Annotated in this window: 18 protein-coding genes; 17 read left to right on the top strand and 1 reads right to left on the bottom strand. The window is 61.7% G+C overall.

Annotation, left to right across the window (positions count from 1 at the left end; all coding sequences use genetic code 11):
- The first annotated feature begins 71 nt into the window (after window positions 1–71).
- The 14 genes from JV241A_RS20065 to JV241A_RS20000 all read left to right on the top strand — a co-directional run bounded on the left by JV241A_RS20065 (window position 72) and on the right by JV241A_RS20000 (window position 11042).
- A complete protein-coding gene (locus tag JV241A_RS20065) occupies window positions 72–881 on the top strand; it encodes an ATP-binding cassette domain-containing protein (protein ID WP_010223378.1) in 810 nt (269 codons plus the stop codon).
- Window positions 881–1678, top strand: a complete 798-nt coding sequence (gene mlaE, locus JV241A_RS20060; RefSeq protein WP_115088581.1) for a lipid asymmetry maintenance ABC transporter permease subunit MlaE — start codon at window positions 881–883, stop codon at window positions 1676–1678. The genes JV241A_RS20065 and mlaE overlap by 1 nt, the downstream gene beginning before the upstream one ends.
- Window positions 1678–2145: an outer membrane lipid asymmetry maintenance protein MlaD gene (gene mlaD / locus JV241A_RS20055; protein WP_010223376.1), complete on the top strand. Its 468-nt coding sequence runs from the start codon at window positions 1678–1680 to the stop codon at window positions 2143–2145. Before mlaE ends, mlaD begins: the two co-directional genes overlap by 1 nt.
- A 9-nt stretch (window positions 2146–2154) precedes the next feature.
- Window positions 2155–2805 (top strand): ABC transporter substrate-binding protein, encoded by a 651-nt coding sequence (locus JV241A_RS20050; protein WP_115088580.1) that lies wholly within the window; start codon window positions 2155–2157, stop codon window positions 2803–2805.
- Window positions 2802–3107, top strand: coding sequence for an STAS domain-containing protein (locus JV241A_RS20045; RefSeq protein WP_115088579.1), 306 nt, complete (start codon window positions 2802–2804; stop codon window positions 3105–3107). The genes JV241A_RS20050 and JV241A_RS20045 overlap by 4 nt, the downstream gene beginning before the upstream one ends.
- A 115-nt stretch (window positions 3108–3222) precedes the next feature.
- A complete protein-coding gene (locus JV241A_RS20040) occupies window positions 3223–3462 on the top strand; it encodes a BolA family protein (protein WP_010223373.1) in 240 nt (79 codons plus the stop codon).
- A 23-nt stretch (window positions 3463–3485) separates the two neighbouring features.
- A complete protein-coding gene (gene murA, locus JV241A_RS20035) occupies window positions 3486–4751 on the top strand; it encodes a UDP-N-acetylglucosamine 1-carboxyvinyltransferase (protein WP_010223372.1) in 1266 nt (421 codons plus the stop codon).
- Window positions 4752–4858: 107 nt separating this feature from the next.
- The gene (gene hisG / locus JV241A_RS20030) at window positions 4859–5494 is read left to right on the top strand and encodes an ATP phosphoribosyltransferase (RefSeq protein ID WP_115088578.1); all 636 of its coding nucleotides are present in this window, start codon (window positions 4859–4861) and stop codon (window positions 5492–5494) included.
- 126 nt (window positions 5495–5620) lie between these two features.
- Entirely contained in the window at window positions 5621–6946 is a 1326-nt protein-coding gene (gene hisD / locus JV241A_RS20025; RefSeq protein WP_115088577.1) for a histidinol dehydrogenase, read from the top strand.
- Between the two features lie 2 nt (window positions 6947–6948).
- Window positions 6949–7995 (top strand): histidinol-phosphate transaminase, encoded by a 1047-nt coding sequence (gene hisC / locus JV241A_RS20020; RefSeq protein ID WP_134064165.1) that lies wholly within the window; start codon window positions 6949–6951, stop codon window positions 7993–7995.
- A gap of 131 nt (window positions 7996–8126) precedes the next feature.
- A complete protein-coding gene (locus JV241A_RS20015; RefSeq protein WP_134064163.1) occupies window positions 8127–8786 on the top strand; it encodes a FadR/GntR family transcriptional regulator in 660 nt (219 codons plus the stop codon).
- Between the two features lie 13 nt (window positions 8787–8799).
- Window positions 8800–10083: a CynX/NimT family MFS transporter gene (locus JV241A_RS20010; RefSeq protein ID WP_115088884.1), complete on the top strand. Its 1284-nt coding sequence runs from the start codon at window positions 8800–8802 to the stop codon at window positions 10081–10083.
- A 149-nt stretch (window positions 10084–10232) separates the two neighbouring features.
- Window positions 10233–10703, top strand: coding sequence for a nuclear transport factor 2 family protein (locus tag JV241A_RS20005; RefSeq protein ID WP_115088574.1), 471 nt, complete (start codon window positions 10233–10235; stop codon window positions 10701–10703).
- Between the two features lie 39 nt (window positions 10704–10742).
- Entirely contained in the window at window positions 10743–11042 is a 300-nt protein-coding gene (locus JV241A_RS20000) for a GIY-YIG nuclease family protein (RefSeq protein WP_134064161.1), read from the top strand.
- On the opposite strand, the gene yejK is transcribed toward JV241A_RS20000, so the two are convergent.
- Entirely contained in the window at window positions 11023–12030 is a 1008-nt protein-coding gene (gene yejK, locus JV241A_RS19995; RefSeq protein ID WP_115088572.1) for a nucleoid-associated protein YejK, read from the bottom strand. The two genes, JV241A_RS20000 and yejK, sit on opposite strands and share 20 nt — an antisense overlap.
- Window positions 12031–12438: 408 nt before the next feature.
- On the opposite strand from yejK, the gene JV241A_RS19990 reads away from it, so the two are divergent.
- The 3 genes from JV241A_RS19990 to JV241A_RS27560 form a co-directional block, all read left to right on the top strand.
- Window positions 12439–12720 (top strand): HU family DNA-binding protein, encoded by a 282-nt coding sequence (locus JV241A_RS19990; protein WP_009398256.1) that lies wholly within the window; start codon window positions 12439–12441, stop codon window positions 12718–12720.
- Between the two features lie 85 nt (window positions 12721–12805).
- Window positions 12806–13165: a transposase gene (locus JV241A_RS27740; RefSeq protein ID WP_010226374.1), complete on the top strand. Its 360-nt coding sequence runs from the start codon at window positions 12806–12808 to the stop codon at window positions 13163–13165.
- On the top strand, window positions 13162–13768 hold a 607-nt coding region (locus tag JV241A_RS27560; RefSeq protein ID WP_345789743.1), incomplete at its 3' end, for an IS3 family transposase. The genes JV241A_RS27740 and JV241A_RS27560, both read left to right, overlap by 4 nt.

Raw genomic sequence — 13768 nt, 5'->3', positions numbered from 1 at the left:
GCTCGGCGCGTGCGTGCCTCCACGAAGGGGGCGCGCGTCTGAGTGAGAAGGCTGCATCGCAAGGAGTCTAGATGAGCGTTGATAACGCCTACGCGGTCGAATTGAAGGGTGTGACCTTCAAGCGCGGTTCGCGCAGCATCTTCAATAATGTCGATATACGCATTCCCCGCGGCAAGGTTACCGGCATCATGGGGCCTTCCGGGTGCGGCAAGACCACGCTGCTGCGGCTGATGGGCGCACAGTTGCGTCCGGCCAGTGGCGAGGTCTGGGTGGCCGGGCAGAACCTGCCGACCCTGTCGCGCAGCGACCTGTTCGATGCCCGCAAGCAGATGGGCGTGCTGTTCCAGAGTGGTGCGCTGTTCACCGATCTCGATGTGTTCGAGAACGTGGCGTTCCCGTTGCGGGTGCATACCCAGCTGTCTGACGAGATGATTCGCGACATCGTCCTGATGAAGCTCCAGGCCGTTGGCTTGCGCGGCGCCATCGAACTGATGCCCGACGAGCTGTCCGGTGGCATGAAGCGCCGCGTCGCCCTGGCCCGGGCGATTGCCCTTGACCCGCAGATCCTCATGTACGACGAACCGTTCGTCGGCCAGGACCCGATTGCCATGGGTGTACTGGTGCGGCTGATTCGCCTGCTCAACGATGCCCTGGGCATCACCAGCATCGTCGTTTCCCATGACCTGGCCGAAACCGCCAGTATTGCCGACTATATCTATGTGGTCGGTGATGGCCAGGTGCTGGGGCAGGGTACGCCAGAAGAACTGATGGGCTCCGACAACCCGCGCATTCGTCAATTCATGAAAGGCGACCCGGATGGCCCGGTACCCTTTCACTTTCCTGCGCCGGATTACCGCGCCGATCTTCTGGGGAAGCGTTGATGCGCAGAAAATCCATGCTCGAACGTATTCGTCGCTTTGGCCGCTCGGCCATCGACGTACTGGCCGTGCTCGGCCGTTCCTTTCTGTTCCTGCTGCATTCGCTGGTAGGGCGCAGTGGCACCGGCGGCGGCTTCCAGCTACTGGTCCGGCAGCTTTACTCGGTGGGCGTGCTGTCGCTGGCGATCATCGTCGTTTCCGGCGTGTTCATCGGCATGGTGCTGGCCCTGCAGGGGTTCAGCATCCTCACCAAGTACGGTTCCGAGCAGGCGGTGGGGCAGATGGTCGCCCTGACCTTGCTGCGTGAGCTGGGGCCGGTGGTTACCGCGCTGCTGTTCGCTGGCCGCGCCGGTTCGGCGCTGACCGCCGAGATCGGCAACATGAAATCCACCGAGCAGCTGTCCAGCCTGGAAATGATCGGTGTCGACCCGCTCAAGTACATTGTCGCTCCGCGGCTGTGGGCCGGTTTCATCTCCCTGCCGTTGCTGGCGCTGATCTTCAGCGTGGTCGGCATCTGGGGTGGTTCGTGGGTCGCGGTGGACTGGCTGGGCGTCTACGAAGGCTCGTTCTGGGCCAACATGCAGAACAGTGTTTCCTTTACCGATGATGTGCTCAACGGGGTGATCAAAAGCCTGGTTTTTGCCTTCGTCGTGACCTGGATCGCCGTATTCCAGGGTTATGACTGCGAGCCCACCTCAGAAGGGATCAGTCGTGCCACCACCAAGACCGTGGTCTATGCCTCATTGGCAGTCCTGGGTCTGGACTTTATTCTGACCGCCTTGATGTTTGGAGATTTCTGATGCAAAACCGCACCCTGGAAATCGGTGTCGGCCTGTTTCTTCTGGCCGGGATCCTGGCGCTGATCCTGCTGGCCCTGCGCGTCAGCGGCCTGTCGGCGAGCCCGAGCAGCGACACGTATAAACTTTATGCCAATTTCGACAATATCGCCGGTTTGACTGTCAGAGCTAAAGTGACCATGGCCGGTGTGACCATCGGCAAGGTCACTGCCATCGATCTGGATCGTGACACCTTTACCGGTCGGGTGACGCTGCAGCTGGAAAAACGGGTAGATAACCTGCCTGTCGATTCCACTGCATCCATCCTCACCGCCGGGTTGCTCGGCGAGAAATACATCGGTATCAGCGTGGGCGGAGAAGATGCGGTGCTCAAGGATGGTGCAACCATTCATGACACCCAGTCGGCGCTGGTACTGGAAGATCTGATTGGCAAGTTCCTGCTCAATACCGTTGGCAAAGAAGCTAAATAAGGAGTTTCCATGATTTCTATCCTGCGACGCGGCTTGCTGGTGTTGCTGGCAGCGCTGCCATTGATGGCCGGTGCGGCTGCTCAGTCACCCAAAGAAGTGATCGAGAAGACCACCACCCAGTTGCTGTCTGACCTCAAGGCCAACAAAGAGCAGTACAAGGCCAACCCGAGCGCGTTCTACGATGCGCTCAACGCCAACCTGGGCCCGGTTGTCGATGCCGATGGCATCTCGAAAAGCATCATGACCGTCAAGTATTCGCGCAAGGCCACCCCTGAGCAGATGCAGCGCTTTCAGGAGAACTTCAAGCGCAGCCTGATGCAGTTCTATGGCAATGCCCTGCTCGAGTACAACAACCAGGGCATCACCGTCGGCAGCGAGAAGAAAGATGGTGACGAGCGTGCCAGCGTCGACATGAGCGTCAAGGGCAACAACGGTGCCGTGTACCCGGTGCAGTACACCCTGACCAAGCTCAATGGCGAGTGGAAGGTGCGCAACGTTATCGTCAACGGTATCAACATCGGCAAGCTGTTCCGTGACCAGTTCGCCGATGCCATGCAGCGCAACGGCAACGACCTGGACAAGACCATCGACGGGTGGGCCGGTGAAGTGGCCAAGGCCAAGGAAACCACCGAACAAGCGGCTGAGAAGCAAGCGCAATGACCGACAGCGCCGTGACCATGAGCGAGCCAGGTATATTGAGCCTGGCCGGGGTGCTCGACTATCGCAGCGGGCCGGCCTTGCGCAAGGAAGGCAAGGCCTTGATTGCGGCGTGCAAGGCCCCGGGCCTGGTGCTGGATTGCTCGAAAGTGGAGAAATCCAGCAGCGTCGGTCTGTCCCTGCTGCTGGCCTTCATGCGCGATGGCAAGGCGGCCGGCAAGGCCGTCGAAGTTCGCACGATGCCCCAGGACATGCGTGAAATCGCCGAGGTTTATGACCTCGACGAGGTGCTGGCCGGTCAATGACCGCCAGCCAGCGACTGGCCCCTCTGTCAGAGTCTCCGATTACGGGGTTCGCAGGCGAGGGGCTTTTTTGTATGATGGCCGACCCGCGCGCAAAGGGCGCCGATTGAGGTTGAGCATGCAGGCCGTAGAAGTTAAGAACTTCCTTGAAGAAAAGTTGCCGGGAACCCGGGTCGAAGTTGAAGGCGAAGGCTGCAACTTCCAGTTGAACGTGATCAGCGACGAATTGGCGGCCCTGAGCCCGGTCAAGCGTCAGCAGCAGATCTATGCTCACCTTAACCCGTGGATCACCGATGGCAGCATCCATGCGGTAACCATGAAATTTTTCAGCAGCGCAGCCTGGGCTGAGCGCACCTGAGCCAACTTGGCGGCGAGACTCTAATGGACAAACTGATTATTACTGGCGGCGTTCGCCTCGATGGCGAAATCCGCATTTCCGGGGCAAAGAACGCTGCCCTGCCGATTCTGGCGGCCACCTTGCTCTGCGATGGCCCGGTCACCGTTGGCAACCTGCCGCACCTGCATGACATCACCACGATGATCGAGCTGTTCGGCCGCATGGGCATTGAGCCGGTGATCGACGAGAAGCTCTCGGTCGAAATCGACCCACGCACCATCAAGACCCTGGTCGCGCCTTACGAGCTGGTGAAAACCATGCGCGCCTCGATCCTGGTACTGGGCCCGATGGTTGCCCGCTTTGGCGAAGCCGAAGTGGCCCTGCCCGGCGGTTGCGCCATTGGTTCGCGTCCGGTCGACCTGCACATCCGCGGCCTTGAAGCCATGGGCGCGAAGATCGAGGTCGAAGGCGGCTACATCAAGGCCAAGGCCCCTGAAGGCGGCCTGCGTGGCGCACACTTCTTCTTCGATACCGTGAGTGTGACCGGTACCGAGAACATCATGATGGCCGCAGCCCTGGCCAAAGGCCGCAGCGTGCTGCAAAACGCCGCGCGCGAGCCGGAAGTGGTCGACCTTGCCAACTTCCTCAACGCCATGGGTGCGAAAGTCCAGGGCGCCGGTACCGACACCATCACCATCGATGGCGTCGAGCGCCTGGGTTCGGCGACCTACCGCGTCATGCCTGACCGCATCGAAACCGGTACCTACCTGGTCGCCGCTGCCGTTACTGGCGGCCGCGTCAAGGTCAAGGACACCGATCCGACCATCCTTGAAGCCGTCCTTGAGAAACTCAAGGAAGCCGGCGCCGAAGTCACCACCGGTGAAGACTGGATCGAGCTGGACATGCACGGCAAGCGGCCGAAAGCCGTCAACCTGCGTACCGCTCCGTACCCGGCGTTCCCGACCGACATGCAGGCGCAGTTCATCTCGCTCAACGCCATTGCCGAAGGCACTGGTGCGGTGATCGAGACGATCTTCGAAAACCGCTTCATGCACGTCTACGAAATGCACCGCATGGGTGCCCTGATCCAGGTCGAAGGCAACACTGCCATCGTTACCGGGACCAAGACCCTCAAAGGCGCTCCAGTAATGGCCACCGACCTGCGGGCTTCGGCCAGCCTGGTGCTGTCGGCGCTGGTTGCCGAAGGCGATACGCTGATCGACCGCATCTACCACATCGACCGTGGTTACGAGTGCATCGAGGAAAAACTGCAGATGCTCGGCGCCAAGATCCGTCGCGTACCGGGCTAGTCTGTGAGTGGCGCAGGGACGCGCCAGCCAATTGCTGCACCGAATTAATGCGGTCGGGCCTGTTGAGTGCCCGGCCGGCTGTAGCCGCATAAGGACCGACGTTTCCCATGTTGACCATCGCGCTATCCAAAGGTCGGATTCTCGACGACACCCTGCCGCTACTGGCGGAAGCCGGTATCGTTCCGACCGAGAACCCGGACAAGAGCCGCAAGCTGATCATCCCTACGACTCAGGAAGACGTACGTCTGCTGATCGTGCGCGCCACCGACGTGCCGACCTATGTCGAGCATGGTGCCGCCGATCTGGGCGTGGCCGGCAAGGACGTGCTGATGGAGTACGGTGGCCAGGGCTTGTACGAGCCGCTGGACCTGCAGATTGCCCAGTGCAAGCTGATGACCGCCGGCAAGATCGGCGCTGCCGAGCCTAAAGGCCGTCTGCGCATCGCCACCAAGTTCGTCAACGTCGCCAAGCGTTACTACGCCGAGCAAGGCCGTCAGGTCGATATCATCAAGCTGTATGGCTCGATGGAGCTGGCGCCGCTGATCGGCCTGGCCGACAAGATCATCGACGTCGTCGATACCGGTAACACCCTGCGTGCCAACGGCCTGGAACCCCAGGAACTGATTGCCACCATCAGCTCCCGGCTGGTGGTCAACAAGGCTTCGATGAAGATGCAGCACGCCCGCATCCAGAGCCTGATCGACACCCTGCGCCAGGCTGTCGAATCGCGACACCGCGGCTGACTTCTGCGCGCGACCTTCGCTGTCGCGCCCGTCTATCCGCGTCATAGCCAATTTTCTCGGGTGCCCGCGCGGATGGACTGGTAGCTTAGGGCGCCTGAGCATTCGCCATTTATTGAGGCCCTCGCTATGACCACGTCCACTGCAATCGCCCGACTCAATGCCGCTGACCCGGATTTCGCCCGACATCTGGATCATCTGCTGAGCTGGGAAAGTGTCTCTGACGACGCGGTCAACCAGCGCGTGCTCGACATCATCAAGGCTGTGCGCGAGCGTGGCGATGCGGCGCTGGTAGAGTTCACCCAGCGTTTCGATGGCGTGCCGGCCACCTCGATCGACGACCTGATCCTCGGTCGCGAGCGCCTGGAGCTGGCCCTGACCCGTATCACTCCGGCCCAGCGCGAAGCCCTGGAAAAGGCCGCCGAGCGGGTGCGCAGCTACCACGAACGGCAGAAGCAGGATTCCTGGAGCTACACCGAAGCCGACGGCACCGTGCTCGGCCAGAAGGTCACGCCACTGGACCGCGCCGGCCTGTATGTGCCGGGCGGCAAGGCGTCGTACCCCTCTTCGGTACTGATGAACGCGATTCCGGCCAAAGTCGCCGGTGTCGGTGAAGTGGTCATGGTGGTGCCGACCCCGCGTGGCGAGGTCAATGAGCTGGTGCTGGCTGCCGCCTGCATCGCCGGTGTCGACCGGGTCTTCACCATCGGTGGCGCCCAGGCGGTTGCTGCCCTGGCCTATGGCACCGAAAGCGTGCCGCAGGTCGACAAGGTGGTCGGCCCAGGCAACATCTACGTGGCCACCGCCAAGCGTCATGTGTTCGGTCAGGTCGGTATCGACATGATCGCCGGTCCGTCGGAGATTCTCGTGGTATGCGACGGCCAGACCGACCCGGACTGGATCGCCATGGACCTGTTCTCCCAGGCCGAGCACGACGAAGATGCCCAGGCGATTCTGGTCAGCCCTGACGCCGCGTTCCTCGACAAGGTTGCTGCGAGCATCGACAAGCTGCTGCCGACCATGGAGCGCGCCGAGATCATCAAGACCTCGATCAACGGCCGTGGTGCGCTGATCCAGGTGCGCGACATGCAGCAGGCGATGGACGTTGCCAACCGCATTGCGCCGGAGCACCTGGAGTTGTCGGTGGCCGATCCGCAGGCCTGGCTGCCGCAGATTCGCCATGCCGGTGCGATCTTCATGGGCCGCCACACCAGCGAAGCCCTGGGCGATTACTGCGCAGGCCCCAACCACGTGTTGCCGACTTCCGGTACCGCGCGCTTCTCGTCGCCACTGGGGGTGTATGACTTCCAGAAGCGTTCGTCGATCATCTTCTGCTCCGAGCAGGGCGCCTCCGAGCTGGGCCACACCGCCTCGGTACTGGCCCGCGGCGAATCGCTGACCGCCCACGCCCGCAGCGCCGAATACCGCATCCTTGCCGACAAGAAGGGGAACTGAACATGAGTAAATTCTGGAGCCCCTTCGTCAAGGACCTGGTGCCTTACGTGCCGGGCGAACAGCCAAAGCTGGCCAAGCTGGTCAAGCTCAACACCAACGAGAACCCCTACGGCCCATCGCCCAAGGCGCTGGAAGCCATGCGCGGCGAGCTGAACGACAACCTGCGCCTGTACCCGGACCCTAACAGCGACCTGCTCAAGCAGGCGGTAGCGGACTACTACGGGGTGCAGGGCAACCAGGTGTTCCTCGGCAACGGTTCGGATGAAGTGCTGGCGCACATCTTCCATGGCCTGTTCCAGCACGATGCGCCGCTGCTGTTCCCGGACATCAGCTACAGCTTCTACCCGGTCTACTGCGGCCTGTACGGCATCCCGTTCGAGGCGGTGGCGCTGGACGAACAGTTCCAGATCCGCGTCGGGGACTACCGCAAGGCCAATGGCGGGATCATCTTCCCCAACCCCAACGCGCCGACCGGTTGCCTGCTGGCCCTGGAGGCCATTGAGCAACTGCTCAAGGCCAACCCCGATTCGGTGGTGGTGGTCGATGAAGCCTACATCGATTTTGGTGGTCAGACGGCGATCAGCCTGGTGGATCGCTACGACAACCTGCTGGTCACCCAGACCCTGTCCAAGTCGCGTTCGCTGGCGGGCTTGCGGGTCGGCCTGGCGGTGGGCCATCCGGACCTGATCGAGGCGCTGGAGCGGATCAAGAACAGCTTCAACTCCTATCCGCTCGATCGTATGGCGATCGTCGGTGCGGCGGCAGCGTTTGCAGACCGCGCGTACTTCGACGAAACCTGCCGCAAAGTGATCGACAGCCGCGAGTTGCTGGTCAAGGAATTGAGCGCCCGTGGTTTCGAAGTATTGCCGTCGGCGGCCAACTTCATCTTTGCCCGCCACCCGCAGCAGGATGCTGCCGAACTGGCAGCCCGCCTGCGTGAACAAGGGGTGATCGTGCGGCACTTCAAGCAGGCGCGGATTGCCCAGTTCCTGCGCATCACCATTGGTACGCCGGAGCAGAACCAGGCGTTGCTTGATGCGTTGAACTGATAGAGCGCAGCCCTTGTCGCGGGGCAAGTCGAGGCGTCGCACCGCCGCTCCCACAGTGACCCTCTGTGGGAGCGGGCTTGCCCCGCGATGGATTTTACCGGTAACCTCCCTTTCTCAAATTCATCCGATGATTGGATGTCATGACCTTACTGATCAAGCGCTCCCTGGTCGAACAAGCCGTCGAGCAACTGCGCCAGCGCGTCGCCAGCGGCGCCTGGACCGTGGGCCAGCGCCTGCCCACTGAGCCAGAGCTGGCCAGCGAACTGGGTATCAGCCGTAATACCGTGCGTGAAGCCATGCGCGTTCTGGCCTTCAGCGGGTTGGTCGAGGTTCGCCAGGGTGACGGCAGTTACCTGCGGGCCACGGTCGACCCCCTGCAAACCGTACAGGCCTTGTCGCGCTGCAGCCTCAAGCAGGCGCGCGAAGCGCGGCACATCCTCGAAGCCGAAGCCATCGGCCTGGCGGCGTTGCGCCGTACCGACGAAGACCTCAAGGGCCTGCACGAAGCCTTGCGCGACAGCAGTGCGCATTTTCATCACGACCTGGATTGCTATATCGCCTGCGACCTGGTGTTCCACCAGCGTCTGGTCGACGCTGCGCACAATCCGGCGTTGAGCGAGTTGTACCGCTACTTTTCCGGCGTGCTGGCCAGCACTCTGCATCACAGCATGAACGAAGGACCGCGACGCCAACCGGTGCTGGACCTGCACCGGGAGATCCTCGAGGCAGTAGAGCAAGGCGACGCGGAGCGCGCCAAGGCCCTGACCCGGACACTTATCAATGAACCCTGACACCGAGACCGCCATGTCCCAGGATATTGTCCAGACCGAACGCGCAGGACGCGCGCCGGAACTTGAAGAACTGCTGATCGACGCCGAAGCCGACGACGAACAGGTCCAGCACCAGCCCCTGCTGTTGAGCCGGCCCTGGCTGTTGCTGCTCGGTCTGGTACTGGTGGCGTTGAACCTGCGTCCGGCGCTGTCGAGCATGGCGCCGCTGCTTAGCCAGGTGTCCGACAGCCTCGGCCTGACAGCCTCTCAGGCGGGCCTGTTGACCACCTTGCCGGTGCTGTGCCTGGGCCTTTTCGCCCCGCTGGCACCGGTTCTGGCGCGTCGTTTTGGCAGTGAGCGAGTGATCCTCGGCATTCTTCTGGTGCTGGCTGCGGGTATTGCGGTGCGTAGCGCCTTTGGCGCCACCGGCGTCTTCGTCGGTAGCCTCATGGCCGGGGCGAGCATTGGCGTGATCGGTGTGTTGCTGCCGGGCATCGTCAAGCGTGATTTCCCCCAGCATGCCGGGACCCTCACGGGGGTCTACACCATGGCCTTGTGCCTGGGCGCGGCAATGGCTGCTGGCGCTACCGTGCCATTGACCGAGCAATTGGGCGACAGCTGGTCGCTGGGGCTGGGCTTCTGGCTGATCCCCGCACTGCTGGCGGCGCTGATCTGGTTGCCCCAGGCCCGTCACGGCCATGGTGCCCACCACGTGGCCTACCGCGTACGAGGCCTGCTGCGTGATCCGCTGGCCTGGCAGGTGACCCTGTACATGGGCCTGCAGTCGTCGCTGGCCTACATCGTTTTCGGCTGGCTGCCGTCGATCCTCATCGGTCGCGGCCTGAGCCCGACCCAGGCGGGGCTGGTGCTGTCCGGTTCGGTGATCGTGCAATTGATCAGCTCCCTCAGCGCGCCCTGGTTGGCAACCCGCGGCAAGGACCAGCGCCTGGCCATCGTGATTGTCATGCTCATGGCCCTGGCCGGTTTGTTTGGCTGCCTGTACGCGCCGCTGGACGGCCTGTGGGGCTGGGCCATCGTGCTTGGGTTGGGGCAGGGCGGCACCTTCGCCCTGGCGCTGACCCTGATCGTCTTGCGCTCCAAGGACGCCCATGTGGCGGCCAACCTGTCGAGCATGGCCCAGGGCATCGGTTATACCCTGGCTTCGATGGGGCCGTTCGCGGTCGGCCTGGTGCATGACTTGACCGGTGGCTGGAACGCGGTGGGCTGGATCTTTGCCGTGCTCGGTGTCGGCGCTATCGGCTTTGGCCTCAAGGCCGGGCGCAACCTGCATGTGCAGGTAGTCAGCGAGCGGGTTTGAGAGTGCGTTGAAGCAATCGCCGGCCTTGCTGGCGATGGCTGCGAAGCAGCCCGGATTTAACCAGGCATTCGCCAGGCAAATGCCCATAGCTTTTTGCCACATCTGCGGACTATCGTTCAGGTCTATTCCCTCGGAAACGGACCCGCCCCATGAGCGACGCCAACACCGCCTTGATCACCCGCTTCTACCAGGCCTTCCAGCGCCTGGACGCCGAAGCCATGATCGCCTGCTACAGCGACGATATCGTCTTCAGCGACCCGGCCTTCGGCACCTTGCGCGGCAAGGATGCCGCTGACATGTGGCGCATGCTCACCACCCGCGCCAAGGACTTTTCCCTGGCCTTCGACAGTGTGCGTGCCGACGAGCGTGGCGGCAGTGCCCACTGGGTGGCCCGCTACCTGTTCAGCCAGACCGGCCGCACCGTGGTCAACGACATCCAGGCACGCTTCGTGTTTCGTGACGGCAAGATTTGCGAACACCACGACAGCTTCGACTTGTGGCGCTGGTCGCGTCAGGCATTGGGCACCACCGGGTGGTTGCTGGGCTGGTCACCGCTGGTGCAGGGCAAGGTGCGCGCCCAGGCCCAGAAAGGCCTGCGGGCGTTCCAGGCGGGGCGCTGAGGCGCTAAGCTGTGCGCTTTGCCGTCGATAGTAGCCACCGTGTCCGAGCCCACTCCCGAACCGCTGAACAAACCCTGGTACGTCTACCTGGTGCGCGCCGCCAATGGCTCGCTGTACTGCGGGATTAGTGATAACCCCGAGCGGCGCTTCCTGGCCCATCAGAAGGGCCAGGGCGCACGCTACTTCAGCACTAGCCCGGCGGTGGCGCTGGTCTATGTCGAAGCCTGGCCGGACAAGGCCAAGGCCCTGCAACAGGAGCGGCTGGTGAAGAGGCTGCGCAAAAGCGCCAAGGAAGCCCTGGTGGCCTCCTGGCCCGGTCTCAGTCCTTGCGGCGCTTGAGCTGATCGGTCAATTGCGTCGGCAAGCCCTTGATGATCAGCGTACCGGCTTCTTCGTCGTACTCGATCTTCGAGCCCAGCAGGTGCGCCTCGAAGCTGATCGACAGGCCTTCGGCGCGGCCGGTGAAGCGGCGGAACTGGTTGAGGGTACGTTTGTCGGCGGGGATTTCCGGCGACAGGCCGTAGTCCTTGTTGCGGATGTGCTCATAGAAGGCCCGTGGCCGGTCTTCGTCGATCAGTCCCGATAGCTCCTCGAGGGCCACCGGCTCGCCGGCCTTGGTCTGGCTGGTGGCGTAGTCGACCAGGGTCTGGGTTTTCTCGCGGGCGGCTTCCTCGGGCAGGTCTTCGCTTTCGACGAAGTCACTGAAGGCCTTGAGCAGGGTGCGGGTCTCGCCCGGGCCGTCGACGCCTTCCTGGCAGCCGATGAAGTCGCGGAAGTACTCCGAGACCTTCTTGCCGTTCTTGCCCTTGATGAACGAGATGTACTGCTTGGAGGCCTTGTTGTTCTGCCACTCGGAAATATTGATGCGCGCAGCCAGGTGCAACTGGCCCAGGTCCAGGTGGCGCGACGGGGTCACGTCCAGCTCGGCGTTCACCGCCACGCCTTCGCTGTGGTGCAGCAGGGCGATCGCCAGGTAGTCGGTCATGCCCTGCTGGTAGTGGGCGAAGAGGACGTGGCCGCCGACGGACAGGTTGGACTCTTCCATCAGCTTTTGCAGGTGCTCGACGGCGACGCGGCTGAAGGCGGTGAAGGTGCTGCCTTCATCCAGGTATTCCTTGAGCCAGCCGCTGAACGGGTGGGCGCCGGATTCTGCGTGGAAGAAGCCCCAGGCTTTACCCTGTTTGGCGTTGTAGCTGTCGTTGAGGTCGGCCAGAAGGTTTTCGATGGCCCCGGACTCAGCCAGTTCAGAGTCGCGGGCGTGCAGCACGGCGGGGCTGCCATCGGGTTTCTTGTCGATCAGGTGGACGATGCAATGACGGATCGGCATGGGATTCTCGGTCGAAAATGGGCGGTGCTGGCCGCGTTGCAAAGTCGCCAAGTGTACCTCAGCACAGGGGTGATTCAGCGGCCAGATGTTGGCAGATATGTCGGTTGTTCGTTTTTTGTTCAAAATTTTGCGTTTTTTCGCGCAAACCCCCGAAAAACCTGCACATTTGCCCTGTGGGAGGCGGATATTTATCTATTCCTGTGGTAGTTTTGCCCGGTCTTGCGCCCCGTGTGTGGCGCATTGCTGGCAGACCGCTCGCGTCACGTCGAACCAAACGTCGTTTTACGTATCTACATACGCGATTGACGTGGCTGTAACACCGGACCGCCGGTTACCCCGCAGGTCTGGCTCGATGACTGACGTAGCACTCTGCATACTCACTGAATTTGATAGGGAAGGAACACCACCATGGCATTGACCAAAGACCAACTGATCGCCGATATCGCTGAAGCTATCGACGCGCCAAAAACCACCGCGCGTAACGCTCTGGAGCAACTGGGCCAGATCGTTGCTGATCAACTGGAAAATGGCAGCGAAATCACCCTGCCAGGCATCGGCAAACTGAAAATCACCGAGCGTCCTGCCCGTACCGGCCGCAACCCTTCGACTGGCGCTGCCATCGAAATCGCTGCCAAGAAAGTCGTCAAGTTCGTACCAGCCAAAGTGCTGACCGACGCTGTAAACAAGTAATTGTAAGCAGCTCGAAAAAGCCGCGTCCGGGTTGCCCGGACGCGGTTTTTTTATGCCTCTGTAGGAGCGGGCTTGAACTGGCCTAATGATTTTGGACACCTTCGTCGGGCGCTATTATGGCGCCCAATTGGAGGCAAAATCAGTGCGAAAATCTTACTCGAACGAATTCAAAATCAAAGCTGCCGAGATGGTGCTGGACGATGGTGAGTCAGTCCCTGATGTCTGCGAGAGCCTTGGTCTAGGGCGGACCGCGCTTCGTCGCTGGGTCGAGCAACTGCGCCAGGAACGAGAAGGTCAAACACCGGTCGGCGCGAAGGCCATCACTCCAGAGCAGCAGCGAATCCAGGAGCTGGAAGCGCTAGTCCGGCAAAAGGACCGGGATATCGAAATCCTAAAAAAGGCCAGTGCTCTCCTGCTTCGGGACTCCAAGGATCGTTCTCGCTGATCAACGAACTGAGTGAGCAATTTGGTGTTTTCGACTGCTGTCGCGTCCTTGGAGTTCGGCGCAGTAGTTTCTACGCATGGCGAAAACGCCAGGGACGAAAGGATCCGGTCAGAGAGGATCTGCGTTCAACGATGGCCAGCCTTTTCAAGGCCTCTCGTAGCTCTGCTGGGTCGCGAACGCTGGTTCGGGAATTGCGTCGTGCTGGCCATAAAGCCGGGCGATACAAGGTACGTATGCTGATGAAGGAAGCCGGTCTGCAATGCAAGCAACGCAGGCCGCATCGTTACCGATCATCGGGCACAGAAGCATTGATCGCGAGTAACCAGCTCAAGCGAAACTTCAACGTCTCGACGGTCAACCAGGTGTGGTGCGGCGATGTCACCTACATCCAGGTAGGCAAGCGTTGGCTGTACTTGGCGGCTGTGATCGACTTGTATGCTCGCCGAGTGGTGGGCTGGGCTTTCTCAATGATCGCCGATGCCCGGCTTGCCTGCGAGGCGCTACGAATGGCGGTCGAATCTAGAGGTAGACCGGCTGGAGTGATGTTCCACTCGGATCAGGGTTGTCAGTACACCAGCCATAAATTCAGGGCTGCTCTTGAGG

Source organism: Pseudomonas sp. JV241A, assembly GCF_900275665.1.
Taxonomy (GTDB): Bacteria; Pseudomonadota; Gammaproteobacteria; order Pseudomonadales; family Pseudomonadaceae; genus Aquipseudomonas; species Aquipseudomonas wadenswilerensis.
The sequence above is the reverse complement of the archived record's forward strand: the minus strand, read 5'-3'. Positions and strand labels throughout refer to the sequence as shown.

What these genes read in the sequence shown, in the direction of transcription:
- JV241A_RS20065 (WP_010223378.1), top strand. Translation starts at nt 72, where the DNA reads ATGAGCGTTGATAACGCCTACGCGGTCGAATTGAAGGGTGTGACCTTC.
- mlaE (WP_115088581.1), top strand. Translation starts at nt 881, where the DNA reads ATGCGCAGAAAATCCATGCTCGAACGTATTCGTCGCTTTGGCCGCTCG.
- mlaD (WP_010223376.1), top strand. Translation starts at nt 1,678, where the DNA reads ATGCAAAACCGCACCCTGGAAATCGGTGTCGGCCTGTTTCTTCTGGCC.
- JV241A_RS20050 (WP_115088580.1), top strand. Translation starts at nt 2,155, where the DNA reads ATGATTTCTATCCTGCGACGCGGCTTGCTGGTGTTGCTGGCAGCGCTG.
- JV241A_RS20045 (WP_115088579.1), top strand. Translation starts at nt 2,802, where the DNA reads ATGACCGACAGCGCCGTGACCATGAGCGAGCCAGGTATATTGAGCCTG.
- JV241A_RS20040 (WP_010223373.1), top strand. Translation starts at nt 3,223, where the DNA reads ATGCAGGCCGTAGAAGTTAAGAACTTCCTTGAAGAAAAGTTGCCGGGA.
- murA (WP_010223372.1), top strand. Translation starts at nt 3,486, where the DNA reads ATGGACAAACTGATTATTACTGGCGGCGTTCGCCTCGATGGCGAAATC.
- hisG (WP_115088578.1), top strand. Translation starts at nt 4,859, where the DNA reads ATGTTGACCATCGCGCTATCCAAAGGTCGGATTCTCGACGACACCCTG.
- hisD (WP_115088577.1), top strand. Translation starts at nt 5,621, where the DNA reads ATGACCACGTCCACTGCAATCGCCCGACTCAATGCCGCTGACCCGGAT.
- hisC (WP_134064165.1), top strand. Translation starts at nt 6,949, where the DNA reads ATGAGTAAATTCTGGAGCCCCTTCGTCAAGGACCTGGTGCCTTACGTG.
- JV241A_RS20010 (WP_115088884.1), top strand. Translation starts at nt 8,800, where the DNA reads ATGTCCCAGGATATTGTCCAGACCGAACGCGCAGGACGCGCGCCGGAA.
- JV241A_RS20005 (WP_115088574.1), top strand. Translation starts at nt 10,233, where the DNA reads ATGAGCGACGCCAACACCGCCTTGATCACCCGCTTCTACCAGGCCTTC.
- yejK (WP_115088572.1), bottom strand. Translation starts at nt 12,030, where the DNA reads ATGCCGATCCGTCATTGCATCGTCCACCTGATCGACAAGAAACCCGAT.
- JV241A_RS19990 (WP_009398256.1), top strand. Translation starts at nt 12,439, where the DNA reads ATGGCATTGACCAAAGACCAACTGATCGCCGATATCGCTGAAGCTATC.
- JV241A_RS27740 (WP_010226374.1), top strand. Translation starts at nt 12,806, where the DNA reads ATGATTTTGGACACCTTCGTCGGGCGCTATTATGGCGCCCAATTGGAG.